Source organism: Gimesia sp. (assembly GCF_048262075.1).
Lineage (GTDB): Bacteria > Planctomycetota > Planctomycetia > Planctomycetales > Planctomycetaceae > Gimesia.
In genome coordinates, this window is the sequence record NZ_JBLXFK010000014.1 from 68104 (window position 1) to 86745 (window position 18642).

Annotated in this window: 11 protein-coding genes; 5 read left to right on the top strand and 6 right to left on the bottom strand. The window is 50.1% G+C overall.

The annotated features are described in order from the left end of the window. Positions 1 to 140: 140 nt before the first annotated feature. Positions 141 to 1559: an OprO/OprP family phosphate-selective porin gene (locus ACN0YH_RS22630; RefSeq protein WP_417381867.1), complete on the bottom strand. Its 1419-nt coding sequence runs from the start codon at positions 1557 to 1559 to the stop codon at positions 141 to 143. A 625-nt stretch (positions 1560 to 2184) separates the two neighbouring features. On the opposite strand from ACN0YH_RS22630, the gene ACN0YH_RS22635 reads away from it, so the two are divergent. Then, positions 2185 to 3543 (top strand): two-component system sensor histidine kinase NtrB, encoded by a 1359-nt coding sequence (locus tag ACN0YH_RS22635; protein ID WP_417381868.1) that lies wholly within the window; start codon positions 2185 to 2187, stop codon positions 3541 to 3543. Continuing rightward, positions 3540 to 4901, top strand: a complete 1362-nt coding sequence (locus tag ACN0YH_RS22640; RefSeq protein WP_417381869.1) for a sigma-54-dependent transcriptional regulator — start codon at positions 3540 to 3542, stop codon at positions 4899 to 4901. Before ACN0YH_RS22635 ends, ACN0YH_RS22640 begins: the two co-directional genes overlap by 4 nt. A 47-nt stretch (positions 4902 to 4948) precedes the next feature. Here the strand turns inward: ACN0YH_RS22640 and ACN0YH_RS22645 are convergent, their stop codons facing one another. From ACN0YH_RS22645 to ACN0YH_RS22660, 4 genes are all read right to left on the bottom strand, one after another. After that, positions 4949 to 5359, bottom strand: coding sequence for a hypothetical protein (locus tag ACN0YH_RS22645; RefSeq protein WP_417381870.1), 411 nt, complete (start codon positions 5357 to 5359; stop codon positions 4949 to 4951). Positions 5360 to 5676: 317 nt separating this feature from the next. Further along, complete coding sequence (locus tag ACN0YH_RS22650; protein WP_417381871.1) at positions 5677 to 7131, bottom strand: DUF1501 domain-containing protein; 1455 nt, start codon at positions 7129 to 7131, stop codon at positions 5677 to 5679. Between the two features lie 43 nt (positions 7132 to 7174). After that, positions 7175 to 9994: a DUF1553 domain-containing protein gene (locus tag ACN0YH_RS22655; protein ID WP_417381872.1), complete on the bottom strand. Its 2820-nt coding sequence runs from the start codon at positions 9992 to 9994 to the stop codon at positions 7175 to 7177. Between the two features lie 53 nt (positions 9995 to 10047). Next, the gene (locus ACN0YH_RS22660) at positions 10048 to 11523 is read right to left on the bottom strand and encodes an Nramp family divalent metal transporter (RefSeq protein WP_417381873.1); all 1476 of its coding nucleotides are present in this window, start codon (positions 11521 to 11523) and stop codon (positions 10048 to 10050) included. 149 nt (positions 11524 to 11672) lie between these two features. On the opposite strand from ACN0YH_RS22660, the gene ACN0YH_RS22665 reads away from it, so the two are divergent. Further along, complete coding sequence (locus tag ACN0YH_RS22665) at positions 11673 to 14480, top strand: sialidase family protein (RefSeq protein WP_417381874.1); 2808 nt, start codon at positions 11673 to 11675, stop codon at positions 14478 to 14480. Between the two features lie 115 nt (positions 14481 to 14595). Here the strand turns inward: ACN0YH_RS22665 and ACN0YH_RS22670 are convergent, their stop codons facing one another. Then, complete coding sequence (locus ACN0YH_RS22670) at positions 14596 to 15075, bottom strand: hypothetical protein (protein ID WP_417381875.1); 480 nt, start codon at positions 15073 to 15075, stop codon at positions 14596 to 14598. A gap of 741 nt (positions 15076 to 15816) precedes the next feature. Between ACN0YH_RS22670 and ACN0YH_RS22675 the strand changes: the two genes are divergently transcribed. Then, on the top strand, positions 15817 to 16338 hold the full coding sequence (locus ACN0YH_RS22675; RefSeq protein ID WP_417381876.1) for a HEAT repeat domain-containing protein: 522 nt from the start codon (positions 15817 to 15819) through the stop codon (positions 16336 to 16338). 49 nt (positions 16339 to 16387) lie between these two features. Then, positions 16388 to 18427 carry a PQQ-binding-like beta-propeller repeat protein gene (locus tag ACN0YH_RS22680; RefSeq protein ID WP_417381877.1) on the top strand — a complete coding sequence of 680 codons (2040 nt, stop codon included), beginning with the start codon at positions 16388 to 16390 and terminating at the stop codon, positions 18425 to 18427. The last annotated feature ends 215 nt before the right edge of the window (positions 18428 to 18642 follow it).

Consider the following 18642-nt stretch of genomic DNA (forward strand, 5'->3'; position numbering starts at 1 on the left):
AACAGGTCAGGTTGTTTCTGAGACGTACCCCAGTTAACGATAGCATCTCTTGAACTATTTACTTGATTTCAATTCGTCTACAGGGCTGTATGGCCCGAGTAGATTAGACTGAAAGACGCTATACATAAATGTGATGCGTTCTAAAAGTCAACCTGTGCCCGCACGGCCAGGATGTTTGCATTACTGTTATCAATCACGGGGCCATTCACATTAGAACTGCTGTTCAGGAAGGCGTGGATGTAGTTAAACTGGAACTTGGTGTACTGATTGAGATACCAGTTGACACCGAGCATCAGGTCCGTCAATCGGCCTCCCTGGATGTTCTTGTCGTTCAGGTCAATGTAAGACCAGCGACCAGCTAATTCCCAGGCACCACAGCCACCATCCCTGCTGAATGGATCCAGCGGCACGACGCGACCGAATACACCCCCTTTGCGGTTATAAGCTCTGGATTCACCTGTCAGGAAGTAGCCAAATTGGGCATAAGCACCGGAAAAATTGTTTGTGGTCCCATTCCGCTCTTTCACAACGGAACAGGTGACTTCTGATTGTGCATAAAACGAACCAATGGCATAAGCCAGCTCCGCGTTAAACAGACTGAAGTTCTGCGTCGGGATGAGTCCGGTATCTACGAAGGGAGGCACGGCTAATGGCACGCCGACGGGAACCTGGGCGGCACCACCGGTTTCTGAGACAAACACTTCAGGCTGGTTGCGATATTGAACAAGATTGTTGGCAGGATTGGCGAATGTGAAACCGCCACCAATATGCAACAATCCATTGCCATCACCATGATCAATCAACAGGTGGGTCAAGCGGGTAGCGACACCTAAACCGCCACTGTCGCCGATGTTCCCTCCATAGGGGCCGGTCGGAAAACGAAAGCCGGACAAGGCATACGTTGACTGCTCGTCTTCCGTATTTCCAAAAACCATGGCCCCGATTTGTCGAAATGGTAAGAAAGCAAATGGTAATGCTCGTTCGAGAAAGGCCAGTTCTTTCACACTGGTCAAACCGTCCATCCCGAATGGTTGTCGATATTGACCGATTCTCACATTATTGCCACCCATAACATCACGCACTTCCAGCCAGACATCCATGAAACTCGGGCGGCCTGGAAACGCGAAGTCCATTTCCAGCATATATCCGACATTATCCCAGACATCACCGGTTGCAGCGAGTCGGGCTCGACGGAAGTCCGCTCCATTCTGGATGTCACCCACAGCCTGGATATTCCCGGCATCCTGAATAAACCCGACGGCATCTGCCTGGAAAAAACCTGTCAGACGGGCTGTGGGAAATGAATTACTTTCACCAGGATCTCCAAACAGATACTCAGGCAAGTCGGAATCATATTCGTCTTCAGCCATCCCGGAGGCAGGAGCAGTGGGGGGCGCACTGATATACTGAGTCGATACCAACTGCTGCGTTTTCAATTCATCAATCTGCTGCTGCAGGATTTGCAGTTGTGAAAGAATCCCTTTCTCGTCTTCATCAATCTCCGGAAGCTGGGCTCCGGCTCCGGGGAGTTGAAAGGTGAATAACCAGAGGATTGTCATTACTACGATCGTACAATTTCGAAAAATTTTCAACGGTTGGCGCACGTTTTGATACTTTTGATTATTAACAGATCGCTGATTCCCAAAGGTATGTTTCTGATGCATTAAAATATTCCCAATTTGATCATGATTCGTTTTTGCTCAGGCGATCTGGAGCACATCACAGTTCACTTTCGCGTCTTCCAATCTAAAGTTCTCGGGCCCAACAGCCCTGAAGACGCGACAGTAAAATGGAGCTCCTTTTAATGAGATCGCAGTTGGAGACAGGTTGATTACAAATCTCATGCCAGTTTCTGACAGTGGTACCTGGGAGCCAGCCCCGATTCCAGTATCGGTGTAACCGTTAACCCTCGGAATGATTTCAGCCAGAATCCTGAAATAGAAAAATTGAATAAAGTATTGTGCAAACTACTGCATGGGACCTGCAAAGATTTGCAGGAAGATTGGTCACGGGAGGACGATGCTGTTTAAATTATTGAGAAATTACAAGTTGTGAGTATAATGTTTGGTATGTGAAAGGGTTGTGTCTGAGGCCTTCCCGCTGCAGAGTGGTCCTCCAGTCATTCTGAAGTGTATGCACCTTACTCAGGTGAATGAGAAAAGTGTGGAGGGCAGGGGCCTATAGATGTTTCATGTCTACGAGACACGCGTCAGTCGCGGATTTCAACTGGCTATCGGCGGTCTGACTCTACTGAGTCTGACAGGGTTGGTGGTGACCCTTTGGATTCTGGCGGATTTCCAGCATGAACAGGAAATTGTAGCGCGTATTATTAGAGATCTGCCTGACAGTGATCTGGCAGTCGCACGGGAACTGGCGGGGGAATTACGATTTCAGTCCCAGTTATCGATCCTGCTGGTGTTGAATATCTGTGTGACCGCAGTTGCTCTGGCTTTACTGGTTCGCGCCTATCTGAATAGTGAACGGTCTTTACGTGAGGTCAAGGTTCTGGCTAGCGATGTGCTGGGCAGCATGGATCAGGGGGTCCTCACGACGGATCGAAATGAATCCATCACCAGTATCAATCCGCGCGGCATGGAGTTGCTCGGGTTGCATGGTAATGTCCTGGATCAGCCATTATCCGTGGTTGGGATTGAACATACCCTGCTTTCGGTGATCTGCAGTCATGTTAATGCGCATCATTCTCCCGTCAGAGACTGTGATTATACGATTACCACGCAGGGACATGAACAGACTCTGCGGGCCGGTTGCTCTTTGCTGAGGAACGAGCAACAGGAAGAACTGGGGACGGTCATCCATGTGCGTGATGTCACAGAGCGTGCTCTGATGGAACAGAGACTGAGACGAATGGAACGTTATGCAGGTCTGGGGTCATTGGCCACAGGACTGCAACATGAAATTAAAAATCCACTGAGTGCACTCTCTCTGCATGTCCAGTTGTTGGATGAAGCGCTGATGGGGCAGAATCTCAGCCCGGAAGTCGATGAAATGCTCGGGGTGATCCATACCGAAATTATCCGCTTGACTGCCGTTCTGGAAGGATTTCGGGATTATGCCTCCATGTCTGAGCCAGGACGTTCCGATGTAGACTTAGCAGCCCTGATTAATAAGTTAGCGCGGTTTATTCGACCCCAGGCAGAACAGCAGCATGTAAAGGTGGAAGTGAACCTTGCAGAGAAAACCCTCCCGGCAATCAAAGCTGACTCTGTTCACATGGATCAGGTGCTTCTGAATCTGGCACTGAATGCATTACAGGCTATGCCTGATGGAGGGACTCTTTCTATCAGTTTGCAACAGGAGGGGGAATGGCTTCGCATTAAAGTAACCGATACCGGGAAAGGGATTCCAGCCGAGTTTCGTGATCGCATCTTTGACCCCTATTTTACAACACGCAATGACGGAACCGGCATGGGACTTGCTCTATGTGAAAAGATTGTAAGGCAGCATGATGGGACCATTGATGTGAAGACGGGTGCTGGTGGAACTACTTTTTCTGTGATATTGCCAATAAACGAGAAGCTATGAACTCTGACGGATTTGGAATACTGATTATCGATGACGAACCTAACATTCGTTCGGGGCTGGCAAAAGGTTTAGCTCGCGAAGCCGATATATTAGAGACGGCACAAAATGCGGAAGAAGGGCTTGCTAAATTCCGTGCAGGTTTTTTTCAACTGGTTATTGCTGACGTTCGTTTACCGGGAGAAATGGACGGGCTGGAACTGATAGATCAGATTCTACACATCCGTCCTCAAACAACGGCGATTGTCATTACGGCACACGGTACCGTGGAAACAGCGGTGAAATCCATGCGTCTGGGGGCGTTTGACTTTATCACAAAGCCTCTGGACCTGGACCTGATTCGGCATCAGGTTCGCAAGGCACGAGAGCATCATCGTTTACAGATTGAGAATCTTGAATTAAGGAACCGGCTTGTTAATGCCGGTGAGGTTTCCAATATCATAGGGAACTGCGCCGCGATGAATGATGTGTTTCAACAGATTCGTCAGGTGGCAGCGACCGATGCGACAATTCTGATTCAAGGGGAAAGTGGCACAGGGAAAGAATTGGTTGCCCGGGCCGTACATGATTTAAGTAATCGTTGTAGTGGTCCTTTTGTTGCCGTCAATCTCGGTGCCATGCCCGAAACTCTACTGGAGAGCGAATTATTCGGACACGAAAAAGGATCGTTCAGCGGTGCAACCCGGCAGAAACCAGGCTGCTTCGAGCAGGCCCAGGGAGGCTCTCTGTTTCTGGACGAAGTGACAGAGATGCCAGCCAAAAGTCAGGTGGATTTACTCCGCGTCCTGGAAACTCAGCAGTTCATGCGAGTGGGAGGCGAAGAAGTATTTACCAGTGATGCCCGTATTATTTCTGCGACCAATAAATCGGTTGAGCCACTGATTGAAGACGGCTCCTTTCGTGAGGATCTGTTTTATCGACTGAATGTGATCCCGATTCATATTCCGGCACTGCGTGAACGTCGAGATGATATCCCCCTGTTGATCGAGCATTTCCTGACGCACTTCTGTCAGAGGCATAACCGTCCCTTGAAGCAGGTTTCTCCCGAGTCAATGCAGAAATTTGTCACGGCGCGCTGGCCTGGAAATGTAAGACAGCTCCGCAACGTGATTGAACGACTGGTTGTAACCCTGCCGGGGGAAATTATACACGCGACAGATTTGCCCGTCGAATTGAATCCTGTATTGTCGTCTACTTCAGTTCCCGTAAAAACACTTGTGGAAGTAACCGAGGAAGCAGAGAAGGCAGCAATAACGGCGGCGCTGGCATCCTGTGATTATCATCGCGAAAAGACAGCTAAACTGTTAGGCGTCAGCGTGCGGACGCTGCATTATAAAATGAGCCGCTACGGTTTACATTGAATGTCTGCAGCTGTTCTTTCTTTATCGATCACTCCAGCAACAGTCGATCACATTTCCGACTCTCGAATGGAATCCGTTGATGCCTGTCTGACTGGAACGGTAATATCAACAAACCAGTTTTGATAATCCGCTACATCAGAATCGCCTGTACTGGAAACAAGATTCTGTTCTCGATCCGATTTCATTTGAGCTAGGGTCTCGCATAATTCATCGACGCGGGATACCTGCTCCGGATCTGTTTGCCAGTTTAATTCACTGGTGGCTTCAATTAACTCCTGGGTGACCGGGTGGTTTTTAAACACGGCGCGTTTTCGTGCCAGCGGTCTTCCCTCTGCATCAACTTGGATCAAATAGTTACAGAGCAACAGGGATCCTGTAAAAAAAATGACAAGCATCGCGCACAAAGCGGGGGGACTGAGCAGCAAAGAATTTAACCACGAAGTAACACGTTTGAACATGGTGCCTCCTGTCGGTTCTGAATCAATTGTGTCTGAAACTGCCTGCTTTTCGTAGTGACATTAAATTGGTTGTGTTTGTCCCGAATTGGGACTTTAAACAGGAAAATCGACGACTGTCCTGACTCGGAAAGAATCAGGTAGAGAGGGTTTTCTACGATCCTAACGTTTTCGATTAGGAATGCTAATTAATTGTGAAAAGATTTTAATATTTCTTTTCAGTCAACATGATGACGTCAATTGAGAGGAGGAAAATTACCTGGATACCGCTTGAGTAGCCCTGTAACCATACAGGGGCTGCTGCGAAGGAGAGACTTTGGTTAAGCCAGGATACCCCGAATGACCTGGGGATCATTTCCTACTCCGGTCAGACGTTCTTTCAGTCCATTGCGTGAGATAAACAGTTCTTCGTAGTTTAACCCCAGCAGATGCAGCATGGTGGCGTGCCAGTCAGGAACGCTGACACGGTTCTCAACCGCAGCAAAGCCCAGTTCGTCTGTGGCGCCCCAGACCAGTCCTTTTTTGACGCCTCCACCCGCCATCCATGTGCAGAGGGCATTTTTGTTGTGATCGCGGCCTGACTTGCTGGCATCTTTATTCGCAGCCAGTTGGGCAATCGGCAAACGCCCCATTTCGCCACCCCACATGACCAGCGTGTCATCCAGCAAGCCACGTTGTTTCAGATCCTGAAGTAAAGCCGCTACCGGCTGGTCAGTTCTCTGGCAAGCCTTCTTCAGGTTGGCAGCGATGGAACTATGGGTATCCCAGATCTGGCTATTGATGAAGAGTTGAACGAACCTCACGCCTCGTTCGACCAGGCGCCGGGCAATCAGGCAGCGGCGACCATACGATTCTGTCACAGGTTGATCAATGCCATACTGCTGTTGAGTCTGCTGGGTTTCCTGTGACAGATCAAGGGCATCGGAAGCAGTGATCTGCATACGTGCTGCCAGAGCATATGAGGAAAGCCGCGCTTCCAGTTGATGATGGTGTGTCCTTTTTCGCTGGTGAATTCGGTCGAGGCGGGTAATCAGATCGCGTTCGAGCTGTGTCACTGCGGACGGTTGTTCATAATCGGGTTTGAGGTTTAGTACGGGTGAACCGGTGGCGCGAAAGCGGGTACCCTGATGTTGAGCCGGTAAAAAGCCGGACTGCCAGTTTTCTATTCCGTTTACTGGAAGACCACGTGGATCATCAAGAACAACATAGGTGGGCAGATTCTGGTTCTCACTACCCAGTCCATAGGAAACCCAGGCGCCCAGGGAAGGGTGCCCCGTAAATTCGCTCCCTGATTGAATTTTATACAGCGCTGGTTCATGAGTTAAATTGGTCGTATACATCGACCGGATCATGGTGATTTCATCAACCTGCTTTGCCAGGTGAGGCATGATATCGGAGACCCACATCCCCGATTCTCCATGTTGGGCGAATTGAAATGGGCTGCGCATGATGGCACCTGCCTGGGCAGGGAATTCGACCTCACCGGCGATTTTTTGAAAGTAATCCTGGCCATGGTGTTTGTCCAGATAAGGTTTGGGATCAAACAGGTCCATCTGGCTGGGACCGCCGTTCATGAATAAATGAATCACTGACTTGGCGCGAGGCCGATGGTGGGGACCGAACACGGGAGTCTGGTGAGGCGGTTTCGGTTTTTCATCTGCGTACAGATCCTGCTGCAGTAACCAGGTCAGGGCGGCTCCCTGCAGACCCGTGGAGACCTGCTGAAAAAAACTGCGTCGAGGAATTTGATTCTGGCCAGGAGTTTCAGGGTTCATACGCCTTCACTTTCTGCTGCAGTATAATTGATCAACAGTCCCATCAATCGATATATTGAAATTCGGCCAGATTAAAGATCGCGTGGCAATAATTCGTCAGCGATTTTCGGGCTGCTTCCTCCGCTCTGGTCGTGGGATATGCATTCAACCATTCCTGGTTCAATGCATTCATCGTCTCGACGCCAATGGAAACTTCTTTCCGAACTGCCTCGCGACCAAATGCCTGACGATAGATCTGCCTGACCTGCTCCGTCTGACTGCTGCCTGCCTGGCTGCGGATTTTCGCAGCGAAATCAGTCGCCAGTCGATGAATCATCTGATCGTTCATTAAATGTAATGCCTGGGGCGCGACCAGGGATTCACCACGTCGAATACAGTTCGGCCCCATCTGTGGATAGTCGAAATTTTCCAGCAGCGTCGGTATCTGTGTACGGCGTTGCAGAACATAGATGCTTCTGCGCCAGCCTTTGTCGGAAGCTTTGGATGTCACCAGGCCATCACGACGTACGTCTACCGGATCAGCCGGGCCATAGGGGGTTTCATCCAACTGACCTGACAGAAAGAGCAGTGTATCCCGGAGGACTTCGCCTTCCATTCTTTTCAAAGGCATTCGGGAGAACAGACTGCCTTCTGGATCCAGACGCAATGCTTCATCGGATACATCTGAGGACTGTCGATAGGTTTCTGAGGTCACCATCAGCCGATGCAGGGACTTCAGACTCCAACCCTGTCGAACAAATTCCGTCGCCAGCCAGTCAAGCAGTTCAGGGTGAGTGGGGCGTTCCCCCGCCCGCCCAAAATTCTCGGGTGTCTTGACGATTCCCCTGCCAAAATGATGCATCCAGATACGATTGACCATAACCCGCGCGGTCAACGGATGCGCGGGCTGAGTCAGCCAGCGGGCAAACGCCAGACGTCGCCCCCCTTTAGGCTCCTGCTGACCGGGCTGGGCAATCACCTCCAGTGGGTTTTGCTGGCGGGTAAGAACCGCTGGCACACCGGGTTCGACGGGGCGTCCGGGCGTCAGATAGTTGCCACGTTTCAAAATATAGCTGGGGGAAGGGGTCCCTCGCGACCATAAGGCGCGAATCCTTGGTTGAGGCTGTCTTCTGGCTTCTACCGCTTTGATCTGTTGCTGCAACTGATCACATTTCTGTTTATATTGTGGATCGGCTTCCTCTAAGGATTTGGCCAGTTTTTTAATCTGCAACTTCTGAGCCTGAGCGGTCAGTTTCGCGATTTCCTGCTTGAGCTGTTGTACTTGCGCAGCCAGTTCCTGCTCTCGTTCATTATATTTGTCACGCTCTTCCTTAGGGATGTAGGACAGAGTCCGCGGTCCCTGTGATTTTAGCCAGTCGTGTTCATCATAGGCTTCTTTGAACACGGCAGTCAGGCGATAGTAATCACGTTGAGGAATGGGATCAAATTTATGGGAATGACAGCGGGCACATTTAATAGTTAAACCCAGCACTGCAGAACCCAGAATGTCCATCTCGTCGGCGATTACTTCCAGGCGATCCGGGACAAAATTCGTAATGTTCGCAAACGTGCGATCGGGAGCGGTCCGCAGAAATCCGGTGGCGACGAGACAGTCATAAACTTCCGGTGTGATTTTGCCTGACTGGTAATCGACCAGTTCATCGCCGGCAATCTGCTCTATCAGAAAACGGGAGTAGGGCTTGTCTTCATTCAGGGCCTGAATCACATAATCACGATAGCGGTACATATGAGGCCGCAGTTTGTCTTCATTTTGTGCGCCTTCCGAATCGGCATAGCCGGCGGCATCCAGCCAGTGCCGCGCCCAGCGTTCGCCATAACGGCGGGAAGCGAGCAAGCGGTCAGCAAGTTTTTCGTACGCTCTTGGATCGGTATCGTTGAGAAACTGCTCGATTTCATCAGGCTTTGGAGGCAGCCCGGTCAGATCAAAATAGAGTCGCCGAATTATAGTTCGTTTGCTGGCGGCAGGAGACAGGCTCAACCCTTTTGGTTCCAGTTGCTGTAAAATGAAAGCATCAATCGGATTCCGGACACGGCCCTGACCCTGAACCTTGGGAGGCGTTGGCTGCTTCGGGGGCTGAAATGACCAGAAATTCCGATCATCCTCTGTGACCAGTGTTTCTTCCTCACTGTGCGGCGATTCTACTTCTGGTAATTTCAGTGCAATCCACTGGGAAAGCAGTTCCCGTTCATTTGCCTGCATCGGTTTGACGCTGGCTGAGACCAGTTTGCGCGGCGGTGGCATTTCACCAGCGTGGATCCGTTTGATTAACAGGCTTGACGACGGGTTGCCCGGAATGACCGCAGGACCGGATTTCCCTCCTCTGACAATGGAGGCTTTCGTGCGCAAATCCAGACCGGCTTCTTTGCGACGGCCCCCATGACAGGCGACACACCGCAGATGCAGCAGGGGTATAATATCATGCTGTGTGACGGCAGGCGCTGTTTTGACTTTTTCACGAAAACGGGCACCGGCGTTCAACCAGTGACGCAGCAGTTGTACTTCATCTTTGCTCAGATGGTTTTTCTCATCGGGCGGCATTTCTGCTGACTCGATCATCTGAAACAATAGACTGGCGTCTGCGTCTCCCGCCTGGATAATCCGCCCTGACTCACTCCCTTTCAGGAGGCTTTCAGGGGAACTCAGGTCCAGTCCCGCTTTTCTGGTTTTTGAATTGTGGCAGCTAAGACATTTTTCCTGAAAGATCTGTTGAAGCTTGCTTTCATAGAATACAGGTGTTTGCAGGTTGGGATTTTCAGCCGCGGCAGAGTGAGAGGGAATCGCTGCGCAGAACAGGATTGCTAACAAAACTGTTCGCTGGAAAAAAGGCGTGCAATATTCTCTGGTTGATGTAAGTGGCTTCAAAACTGGAATCTCCATGATCCAATGAGCACTCTCTTTGTACAGTATAGTCTGGCTCATCTCATCGATAAATACAAGTCCCAAAGCAGAGCCAGTGACAGACATCCATAACAGAGCGCACACAATATCAAAGCGCCGCGCCGCCAGAAGTGAGGCCGCAGTTCTTTGGGAAGCAGCGTTGAGTTCACAATCAGGATCTGTACCGCTGCGATGGCCAGTACCGGACCGGCGACTGCACCCAATATCTTGAACAGGGACAGCGCATGGCCCCAGTTCACTGCCAGCAGTCCCCAGATCGTGGCAATTAATAGAAAGAAGTAGTACAGCCGGCTGATACTCATTCTATGTCGTTCGCGCACCTGCGGACTGGCCACCCAGACAATATCGGTCACCGTACGAATCAAAACATCGGTATTACTCAGGTGGGTCGACATCAGCACCCAGAACCCATTCAAGAGAGCCAGCCACCAGAATCCCGACCAGAGATGTTCTGCCATGTAGCGGGCCTGAAAAGCACCTGCTGCCATGTGATCCATATTGGTATGCTCCGGGATGACGGCTGTCGCCAGATTGACATTCAAAAACATGCCCACCAGGCAGCCTATGCCCCAGAGCCAGATCTGATCTGCAGACACATACTTCCACCATGATCGCCAGTGTTTCAGATTCTCTTCTGTGATCGGAAAAACCTGACCCGTTGCAGAAAGCTGTACTTCACTGTGACTGAAGGCACTCGAAATCGAGCCAACCCTGCTGCCCATGCCAAAACCCTTATCGCGATACCAGTTGGTGATCACCAGGTTGCCAATGCCTCCTGAACCAGCGGTCGCGGCAAACGCAGCCAGTAATAAGATGTCAATATCCGCGGGGAGTTGGCCAAACTGAAAGAATCCGCTCAACGTTTTCAGCCAGTGCTCCAGCGGCACGAAGAGCACATTTACGATGATCAGAAACGAAAAAATAAATGCGATCATCACCCAGGAAAAAATTTCCAGCATGCGTTCGATAGTCTTGCCCGAAAGCAGAATTCCCACCGTTACCAGAATCACCACATAAGTTAAATAACTGAGGTACGTGGCATCTCCTTCTCCGGCAATATGACCGGCAAACGCGGCGAAGAGTACGGAAGCACAACCCGCCGCCAGTGCGGGCACCCCCAGTTGGGCAATAGTGGCGAAGATGTAACCGCTGGCCCAGAAGCGAGAACCGGGCCGTAATCGCATGATCCCCACCAGAATCGGCTCGCCGGTATAAAGTGTGTAACGGATCGCTTCCAGGTTAAACAGCAATTGCAGCACAACCGCGACCGTGGCAATCCACAGAATATCTAATCCGTATTTGACCGCAATGGTCGGCCCGACCAGCCATTCACCACCCCCAATCGAACCCGCCAGTAAAATTGCTCCCGGGCCAATCGTGCGAAATAAATTACGAAGAGTAAAGGGAGGTGGTGCGGGCAGATCTCCGGTCGTCCACGGTGGCAGATTTCCTTTCATGGTCGTCTGTGACTCTTGATTTGAATTTGTGCTCATCACATTTTACTTTTCTTTGCAGGTCTATCTAAAGATGGCTCTATCGCTGCGTAGGACTGTTCGAAAGCTGCTCGACTGCGCATAATAAATAACGTTATAACAGAGACCTTTGATCAATTCATTGAAAACTATAGAAAAGTACAATTCATATGAAATACGCGCTCATTGCAACATTCTCCCTCTTTCTGATGGTTGCACTTGCGACCGCCGAGGAGCCACTGGTTCCCGCCGGATGGGATGCGGCCCTCGCCGGCGATCAGGTTCTGGAACGATTGATCCCTGTCACAGGAAAACAGGTGAAAGGGGCACACGACGCGGAAATGGTTCTGGTGGATAATCAGGCTTTTATCGTAGCAGAGGTCAACGATACCCGTGCCGGGGAAAGCGCCGGCTGGCCCGAAATCTATTGTGCTCTGTCCATTGTGAATCTCAAGACGTTAAAAGTCGAAGCCGTGATTCCCTTGGCACGTAGCGGTCAGAAGTACGAAAATGAAACACTCCCCGTCGGTGCCTGTTTTGTGCCCCGGATTCTCCAGCACGACGAAAATACTCTGCGTTGTTTTTTTGCCAGTGAGCAACCTGGTAAACGTCAGGCGCAAAACTGGTATATCGACTTCAATATTACTACGCGTGCATTCGAAAACAAAATACATAAGCTCAAACTGAAAACCGCTGCTGGTAGATTTGATATGCAGCCGCAGTATTTTCATGCCGATGCCGCCGCCAGCGGATTTCGGAAACCTGCTAAAGATTATGGACTCTATCTGTTTGATTCCTTCAAGAACTGGGGAGACCAGACTTATATCGCCATCAATAATTTTGCAGGAAAACAGAACGCGCTCGCTCGCATCAATGAGCAGCATGATACGATTGAAGTACTCGGGCACTATAACGAACCCCAGTCCGTACAACTGAGTGAATCAGCTGTAAACCGCTTGCCTGATGGGACCTGGATGGCCATCTGTCGCAATGATGGCGGCAATCGCAATTATTATTTCACCACCAGTCAGGATGGTCAAAACTGGACAGAGGGCGCAACAATCGCTGCCGTACCCAATGGCACGAATGCAAAACCAACCTTCGACAAATTTGGTGAAGTGTATTATCTGGGGTGGCAGGAAGTGACCCGCATTGATGGTGTGAATCGCAGTGTCTTTAACATCGATGTATCCCGCGATGGGAAGACCTGGCAGCGCAAGTATCGCTTCGAAACATCCCAGTCTTTTCAATACCCGGCTTTCGCAGAATATAAGGGAGCAATCTGGCTCTGTGTCACACAGGGAGATTCCTCTCCCAGTCGCAAAGAGCGGATTATGTTTGGTAAACTCGAAGAGACCGGCGAGTTTGTTTCTCAAGCGGGCATGCAAAGAAAGCCAAAGCCTAAACCGGTCGATCAGCCCGCCATTATGCAGCCGGGCGTAAAGCTGTTTACCGATCGTCAATACACGCTCCAGGAAGTTCCTGGATTATTGAAAGGATTACACTTTCTCAAAACAACCATTGAAGGGTATGAAGCGGTCTGCAAAGCAGCGGGAACTCTGTATGCCCTGACTCCCGCCAGGCGACCTGGAGCGGCTGCACAGGAACTCGATCTGATTCGACAGGGATTTGAAAAATTGGATCTCCCGGAATTTCCGCTCTTCCCGGGTGAGATTAATCGTGTGACCATTTGGCAGAAACAGGTAAAGCAAGGGGATCATCTACGGTTTCAAAAACTGGTGTTGCTCGTTATGGGATCAGGTACACGCGTGGCCGTGACAGAAGCGACTCCCAGGTCAAAAAAAGAAAAACAGGCAGAGATAAAAAATATGGAACGGCTGGCCGATCTGGCGCTGGTTCCGCCCGTTGTGAATACTTCACCTCTTCCTGAATATGACTATGACAAACTCGATTATGGCATGACGATTGGCATCGAAAGAACGCGTGGCGGACGGCTCTGGGCCTGTTGGGTCGCGGGGGGCGACAGTCCAAAAGCATTTTTCGTGCTCGCTTTCAGTGACGATGACGGGGCACACTGGTCGCGCCCCCGTGTGGTCCTCGACTCTCATTCGCCGGAACTTCCCATTGATCGCAGTATTCTGGTTGGCAATCTCTGGACCGATCCCCTCGGACGGCTTTGGCTGATCTTTGATCAATCACTGCATATGTTTGATGGCCGGGCCGGTGTCTGGGCAACGGTTTGTGAAAATCCCGATGCCACTGATCCCCAATGGTCTGAACCACGTCGCATCTGGCATGGCGTCACTTTAAATAAACCAACGGTTCTATCCAATGGCGAATGGATGCTGCCGATCTCGTTAGATCAGCGCAGCGGTTTTGGACCGTTTAAAGGCTGTTTTCATGAACTGGATCCCCAGCGAGGTGCGAATGTGTTTGTTTCGACCGATCAGGGAGCCACCTGGCAACGTCGCGGGGCTGCTACATTTTCAAATCCCGACTGGCACGAACATATGATAATCGAACGTAAAGATGGTTCCCTATGGATGCTGGCCCGAACTGCAAAAGGCATTATGCAGACCACTTCCACAGATGGCGGAAGAACCTGGGCGACCCCTTCACAGCCTCCGCAAATTCGTCATCCCAACGCGCGTTTTCATATCCGACGTTTAGCTTCCGGGCGTCTGTTACTAGTGAAACATGGAGACCAGATTGACGCCCACCAGGGACGTGTGCAGTTAAGTGCATGGCTCTCAGACGATGATGGTATGACCTGGCAGGGGGGGCTGGTGATTGATGAGCGAAAAGGCATTTCCTACCCCGATGGTTTTCAGGCACCGGATGGATCGATCTACATTTCCTATGACCGCAATCGGTCCACGGATGGCGAAATACTGCTGGCGAAATTCACCGAGCAGGATATTCTGGCGAAAAAACTGATATGCTCGCAATCAAAGTTGAAGCAGCTCATCAGTAAAGCAACTCACGCGGAAAAAGTGTTAAAGCAGAAGCCTGAATAAACTACGTTGGCTGGAGGAAAAAGCCTTTATAAAACAGGTCCTGCAATGAAATCACCGCCTGCTGCCCATTGAAGGCAGACAGGCGGTAATGACATTTCTGAGACCGGTCTTGAGATCAGGGCTTCAGCTGATGCTTACCGTCTGCAAACTGCTGATGACAGGCATTGCAGTTTTTCAGCATTGATTGATAGTGTATTTGAGCTGTTTTAAAATCTTTTGCTTTCGCTGCTTTGTAAAGCTGACCACCTTCTTTGCGGACATCGATACTGTGAGCATCCCATTCCTTTCGGTTTTTTCCGGGATCATGCAGAAGTAAAAGATTGCCCCCTTCTGCAAGAATCAGGGAGTCGGCTTTAATCGCTTTCCAAACTTTTCTGTCTGCAGGCTCAGTAGCCATAGCCTGTTTAAGTCGTTTGTAAGTCGGTTGGAAAACGTATTCCATAAACTCGTGCATATCCGGCTCAACCGGTTCACCAGCTTTCCTCTTTTCGTTCGCTGATTCTGCCTGTGCGAAGCAAGACGAATTGAGTGCCAGCATCATACCGACAAACAGGGTGAAACAGGCGGAAAGGATCATTTTTATATACTGGTTCATAATGGAAGTTCCTTGGAAGATTAAGTATCAGAAATTTTGAATATTCGTTGCGTTTCAGTATCAGCTTGTGACTGGCTCAGAGTTAAATCAGTAGAATCTGAAGGCACAGAAAAATCTGCGTGCTTCGATCAGCGTATGCTCGGATTTCGGGATGATGATGCTCAAGCAGGTTGAAGAGCAAAAATTCATGCATTCCCGGATCAAACGTCTCAAGGTCAGTATGCTCGTTCACAACATGTGAATAAAAATCGTTTTCATACAATTCGTTGAGAACGAATAAATGGTCATGTTCTTTCAGGACCATACCGGGGAAGAGAGCGTGTGAATGCCAGCCTGAGGGAAGTGTCTGATTTTGAAGAGGAGAGTGGAACAGCTTTAAGTGTTGAGACAGATGTTGTCCGTACATACCTTCATGGCTGTGCCCCCAGCGCAGTGGAAGACTGACCGCAACAAGCAGGAGCGGGAAAGCCAGAAATCTGTTGAATTGATGCTGCATTCGGCTTACCGGATTAAGTGATCGTCGGAAAATTATCCATATTAAGAAACCGAGACATGATTGTAATACCTCAAATGGGATACAGCAATCTTAGTGAACTGCCTGACTGGAATGAAATCTGACAGATCGGTTTTCGAATGCAACACTGCAAAGATTATAGTGTGTTTTGATCTGAAAAATGATATAATTAATGCTGATTCAGTAGGGTATATTGAAAGACTGACCTCGCAAAAGGAGAGATGGGAATGAGCGATGCGCTTAATCAGGCAGGATCCGGCGACCCCCGGATTTCAGAATGGATCAGTCAGCTTGACAGCACAGACAGCGAGTTGCGCCAGGCCGCTCGAAAGAGTTTGACAAAACTCGGGAAACCAGCGGTCCCCGCGTTAGCGGAAGCATTGGGAGATGCTTCGGAAATGCGCCGCTGGGAAGCAGCCAAATCGCTTGAAGCCATCTGCGACCCGGCTGCAGTACCTGCTTTAGTAGAAGCATTGACAGATGACACCAGTGTGAAATGGGTGGCCGGTGATGCATTGATTGCATTAGACGAAAAGGCTGTGCCAGAGATTCTGCATGCATTGATCAAAGATCCCGCGGAGTTCAGAGATGGTGCCTGTTTTGTATTGCATCATCTGGCTTCCGATAACGAGGATTTGCGAGACATACTGACTCCCGTGATTCAGGCAATGAAATCATTGGATTCATCCATGACTGTCCCTATTCAAGCACTCGACGCACTCTCTAAAATTTCGGCGGTTGATTCCTGAATTTTCTGTTTTTCCCTTCTGCTTCGTTTTCATTTTGAATGAGCAGCCAGTGACAAATGCGTTCTCACCCCCTGCGCGGCGATTCACCTTCCAGCTCCATCAAACAATAAGTCTGCTGTTGTTTTTCTTGCTGTTGGCGATTCCTGGGCATTTACATGCACAGACTAAAGTTTCGAATCCTTTTCTACCGGCAGGTGTCAAAGACCTCGGGTGGCCTGCTGTCCGAGGCAGTCATTTTGATGCACATTCCCCTGAAATTCATTTAGCTGATACCTGGCCTGCTGCAGGACCTCCGGTTCTCTGGGTAAAAGAGTTGGGGCAGGGGTACTCTGCTTTTGCCGCCGAAGGAGATCGGGTCTATACCCAGGGACAGAACCTGCAGGGGCAGTATGTCTATTGTCTGGATGCCCGTTCGGGAACAGAAATCTGGAAGCATTGGTATGACTGGCCTTATGAACTGGCGGGGGTTTACCCGGGACCACGTGCCACACCAACACTGGCTGAGGGACGTCTGTTGTTTGCCGGTCCCAGCGGGCTGGTTGGTTGCCTGAATGCTGACAATGGAAAATTAATCTGGTCGCATAATCTGGTCACAGAATTCAAAGGGGATGGGGGAACCGGCTTTGGTTACGCCTGTTCGCCTACGGTCGTCGATCAACTGGTCATCATGCCTGTTGGGGGGCCGAATGCCAGTCTGGTTGCCTTGCATCTGAAGGATGGAAAAACAGCCTGGCAGTCGGGGAGTCAACCAGCCAGCTACACGCCAGCGATGCCCATTGTGCGGAATGGGCGTAAATTGATTGTCGGTTATCTGGAAAATGCACTGGTACTTCACGATTTGAAGACCGGTGCATTACTCCTGGAGCATGAACTCTCAGACGGCTATGACGAGCATTCGTCTTGGCCACTCTATCGGGAGCCTTATTTATGGATTGCCGCTCCCTTCAGGACCGGCTCGCAATTGTTCGAAATCCCCGCAGAGTTTGAAAAAGGGACAACCCTTAAAAATATCTGGCGGTCGAGGACCTTATCGAATGATGTACTTTCCAGTGTGCTGGCCGGCGATCAGGTCTATGGATTTGATATTTTCGATCAGCAGTCAAAAACGCAACGTCCTTCAAGGGGAAAATTTCGCTGTATTGACTTTCTGACGGGAAACGAATTATGGGAACAGGGGTCCGGCAGACCGGAGCGCTCCACCAATGATACTGCGGACGAGATTGGTCAGGCCGGGATCATCGTTGCCGACGGCAAACTGATTTTGCTCAACGAGCGTGGTGAACTGATTTTATTAAGAGTCAATCCAGAGGAATGTGAAATCCTGGCGCGCTGTTCTGTGCTGACCGGTGAATTGACGTGGACGCCTCCGATTTTGCATCGTGGTTGTGTTTATATTCGCAATCAGTCGAGGGCCGCCTGTGTCTATGTCGGGGAGCCTGGGTACCTGCCGGCTCAACAACAGACATTACGTGTTGATGAGATTCCTCAGGAGCAATATGTGGACTGGGCGGGGCAGATCCTTTCTGTCGAACCGGAGTATGCTTTTGACCTGCCTTCCCCAGCCTGGCTCTGGAACTGGTTTTATTGGTCGACAGGATTGCTGCTGGCCAGCCTCTTGGTCGCGTTGCTTCCTGCGAGTCTGGTGCGGATGGAACGTCGTCTGATGACCTGGACGGTCTGCTATCGAATGCTCGCCTTCACAGGTGGTGCGCTGGGAACCACCTGGATCAGTGCCTGGACCCACGAGTTTGTGTTTACCTGGCCTCTCTGTCTGTTTATCGCCTTCGATCCTGTTTTAGCCGTCGTTCAATTCCAGCGTCTGAAAAAGAACTCGATCTGGCGCGACTACTTGCCTTTGGTCATTTATGTCGGCATTTCGACTTTGTATTTTCTTTTATGTCGAAGGTTGAGTCTTGTTTTCGAATGGGCATTCCTTGCAGGTCCCATCGGGGCACTACCACTGGGACTGGTGGAAGCACAGCTTTCTAAAGAAACAGTCAGGGGAATTTGTCTTTCAGTGGTCTTAAAACTGCTTGTTTTTGTCTGTTTTTATGGAAGTGGTATCGTGGTGTTCTGGCTTAAATACTGATACCAGCCTGAAGCCGAATTAAACTGCTTCGAATCCTGAAATGCCGGGTTTTCCTCAAAAAATGAGGAAATCGATTCGAAAGTTCGGGAGATCCTTTCGAAGTTTTAAACAACCCATTTCCAAAGCACTGGTTTCTGCATAGAATATACCTAAACGCATACGATGCAATAAATTGCAGATTGCAGTCGTCCGACGATTGCAAAGAAATTGCCTCG

Bases quoted from the DNA above. Each gene is read 5' to 3' on its own strand.
- ACN0YH_RS22630 (WP_417381867.1), bottom strand. From the start codon at position 1,559: ATGACAATCCTCTGGTTATTCACCTTTCAACTCCCCGGAGCCGGAGCC.
- ACN0YH_RS22635 (WP_417381868.1), top strand. From the start codon at position 2,185: ATGTTTCATGTCTACGAGACACGCGTCAGTCGCGGATTTCAACTGGCT.
- ACN0YH_RS22640 (WP_417381869.1), top strand. From the start codon at position 3,540: ATGAACTCTGACGGATTTGGAATACTGATTATCGATGACGAACCTAAC.
- ACN0YH_RS22645 (WP_417381870.1), bottom strand. From the start codon at position 5,359: ATGTTCAAACGTGTTACTTCGTGGTTAAATTCTTTGCTGCTCAGTCCC.
- ACN0YH_RS22650 (WP_417381871.1), bottom strand. From the start codon at position 7,131: ATGAACCCTGAAACTCCTGGCCAGAATCAAATTCCTCGACGCAGTTTT.
- ACN0YH_RS22660 (WP_417381873.1), bottom strand. From the start codon at position 11,523: ATGAGCACAAATTCAAATCAAGAGTCACAGACGACCATGAAAGGAAAT.
- ACN0YH_RS22665 (WP_417381874.1), top strand. From the start codon at position 11,673: ATGAAATACGCGCTCATTGCAACATTCTCCCTCTTTCTGATGGTTGCA.
- ACN0YH_RS22670 (WP_417381875.1), bottom strand. From the start codon at position 15,075: ATGAACCAGTATATAAAAATGATCCTTTCCGCCTGTTTCACCCTGTTT.
- ACN0YH_RS22675 (WP_417381876.1), top strand. From the start codon at position 15,817: ATGAGCGATGCGCTTAATCAGGCAGGATCCGGCGACCCCCGGATTTCA.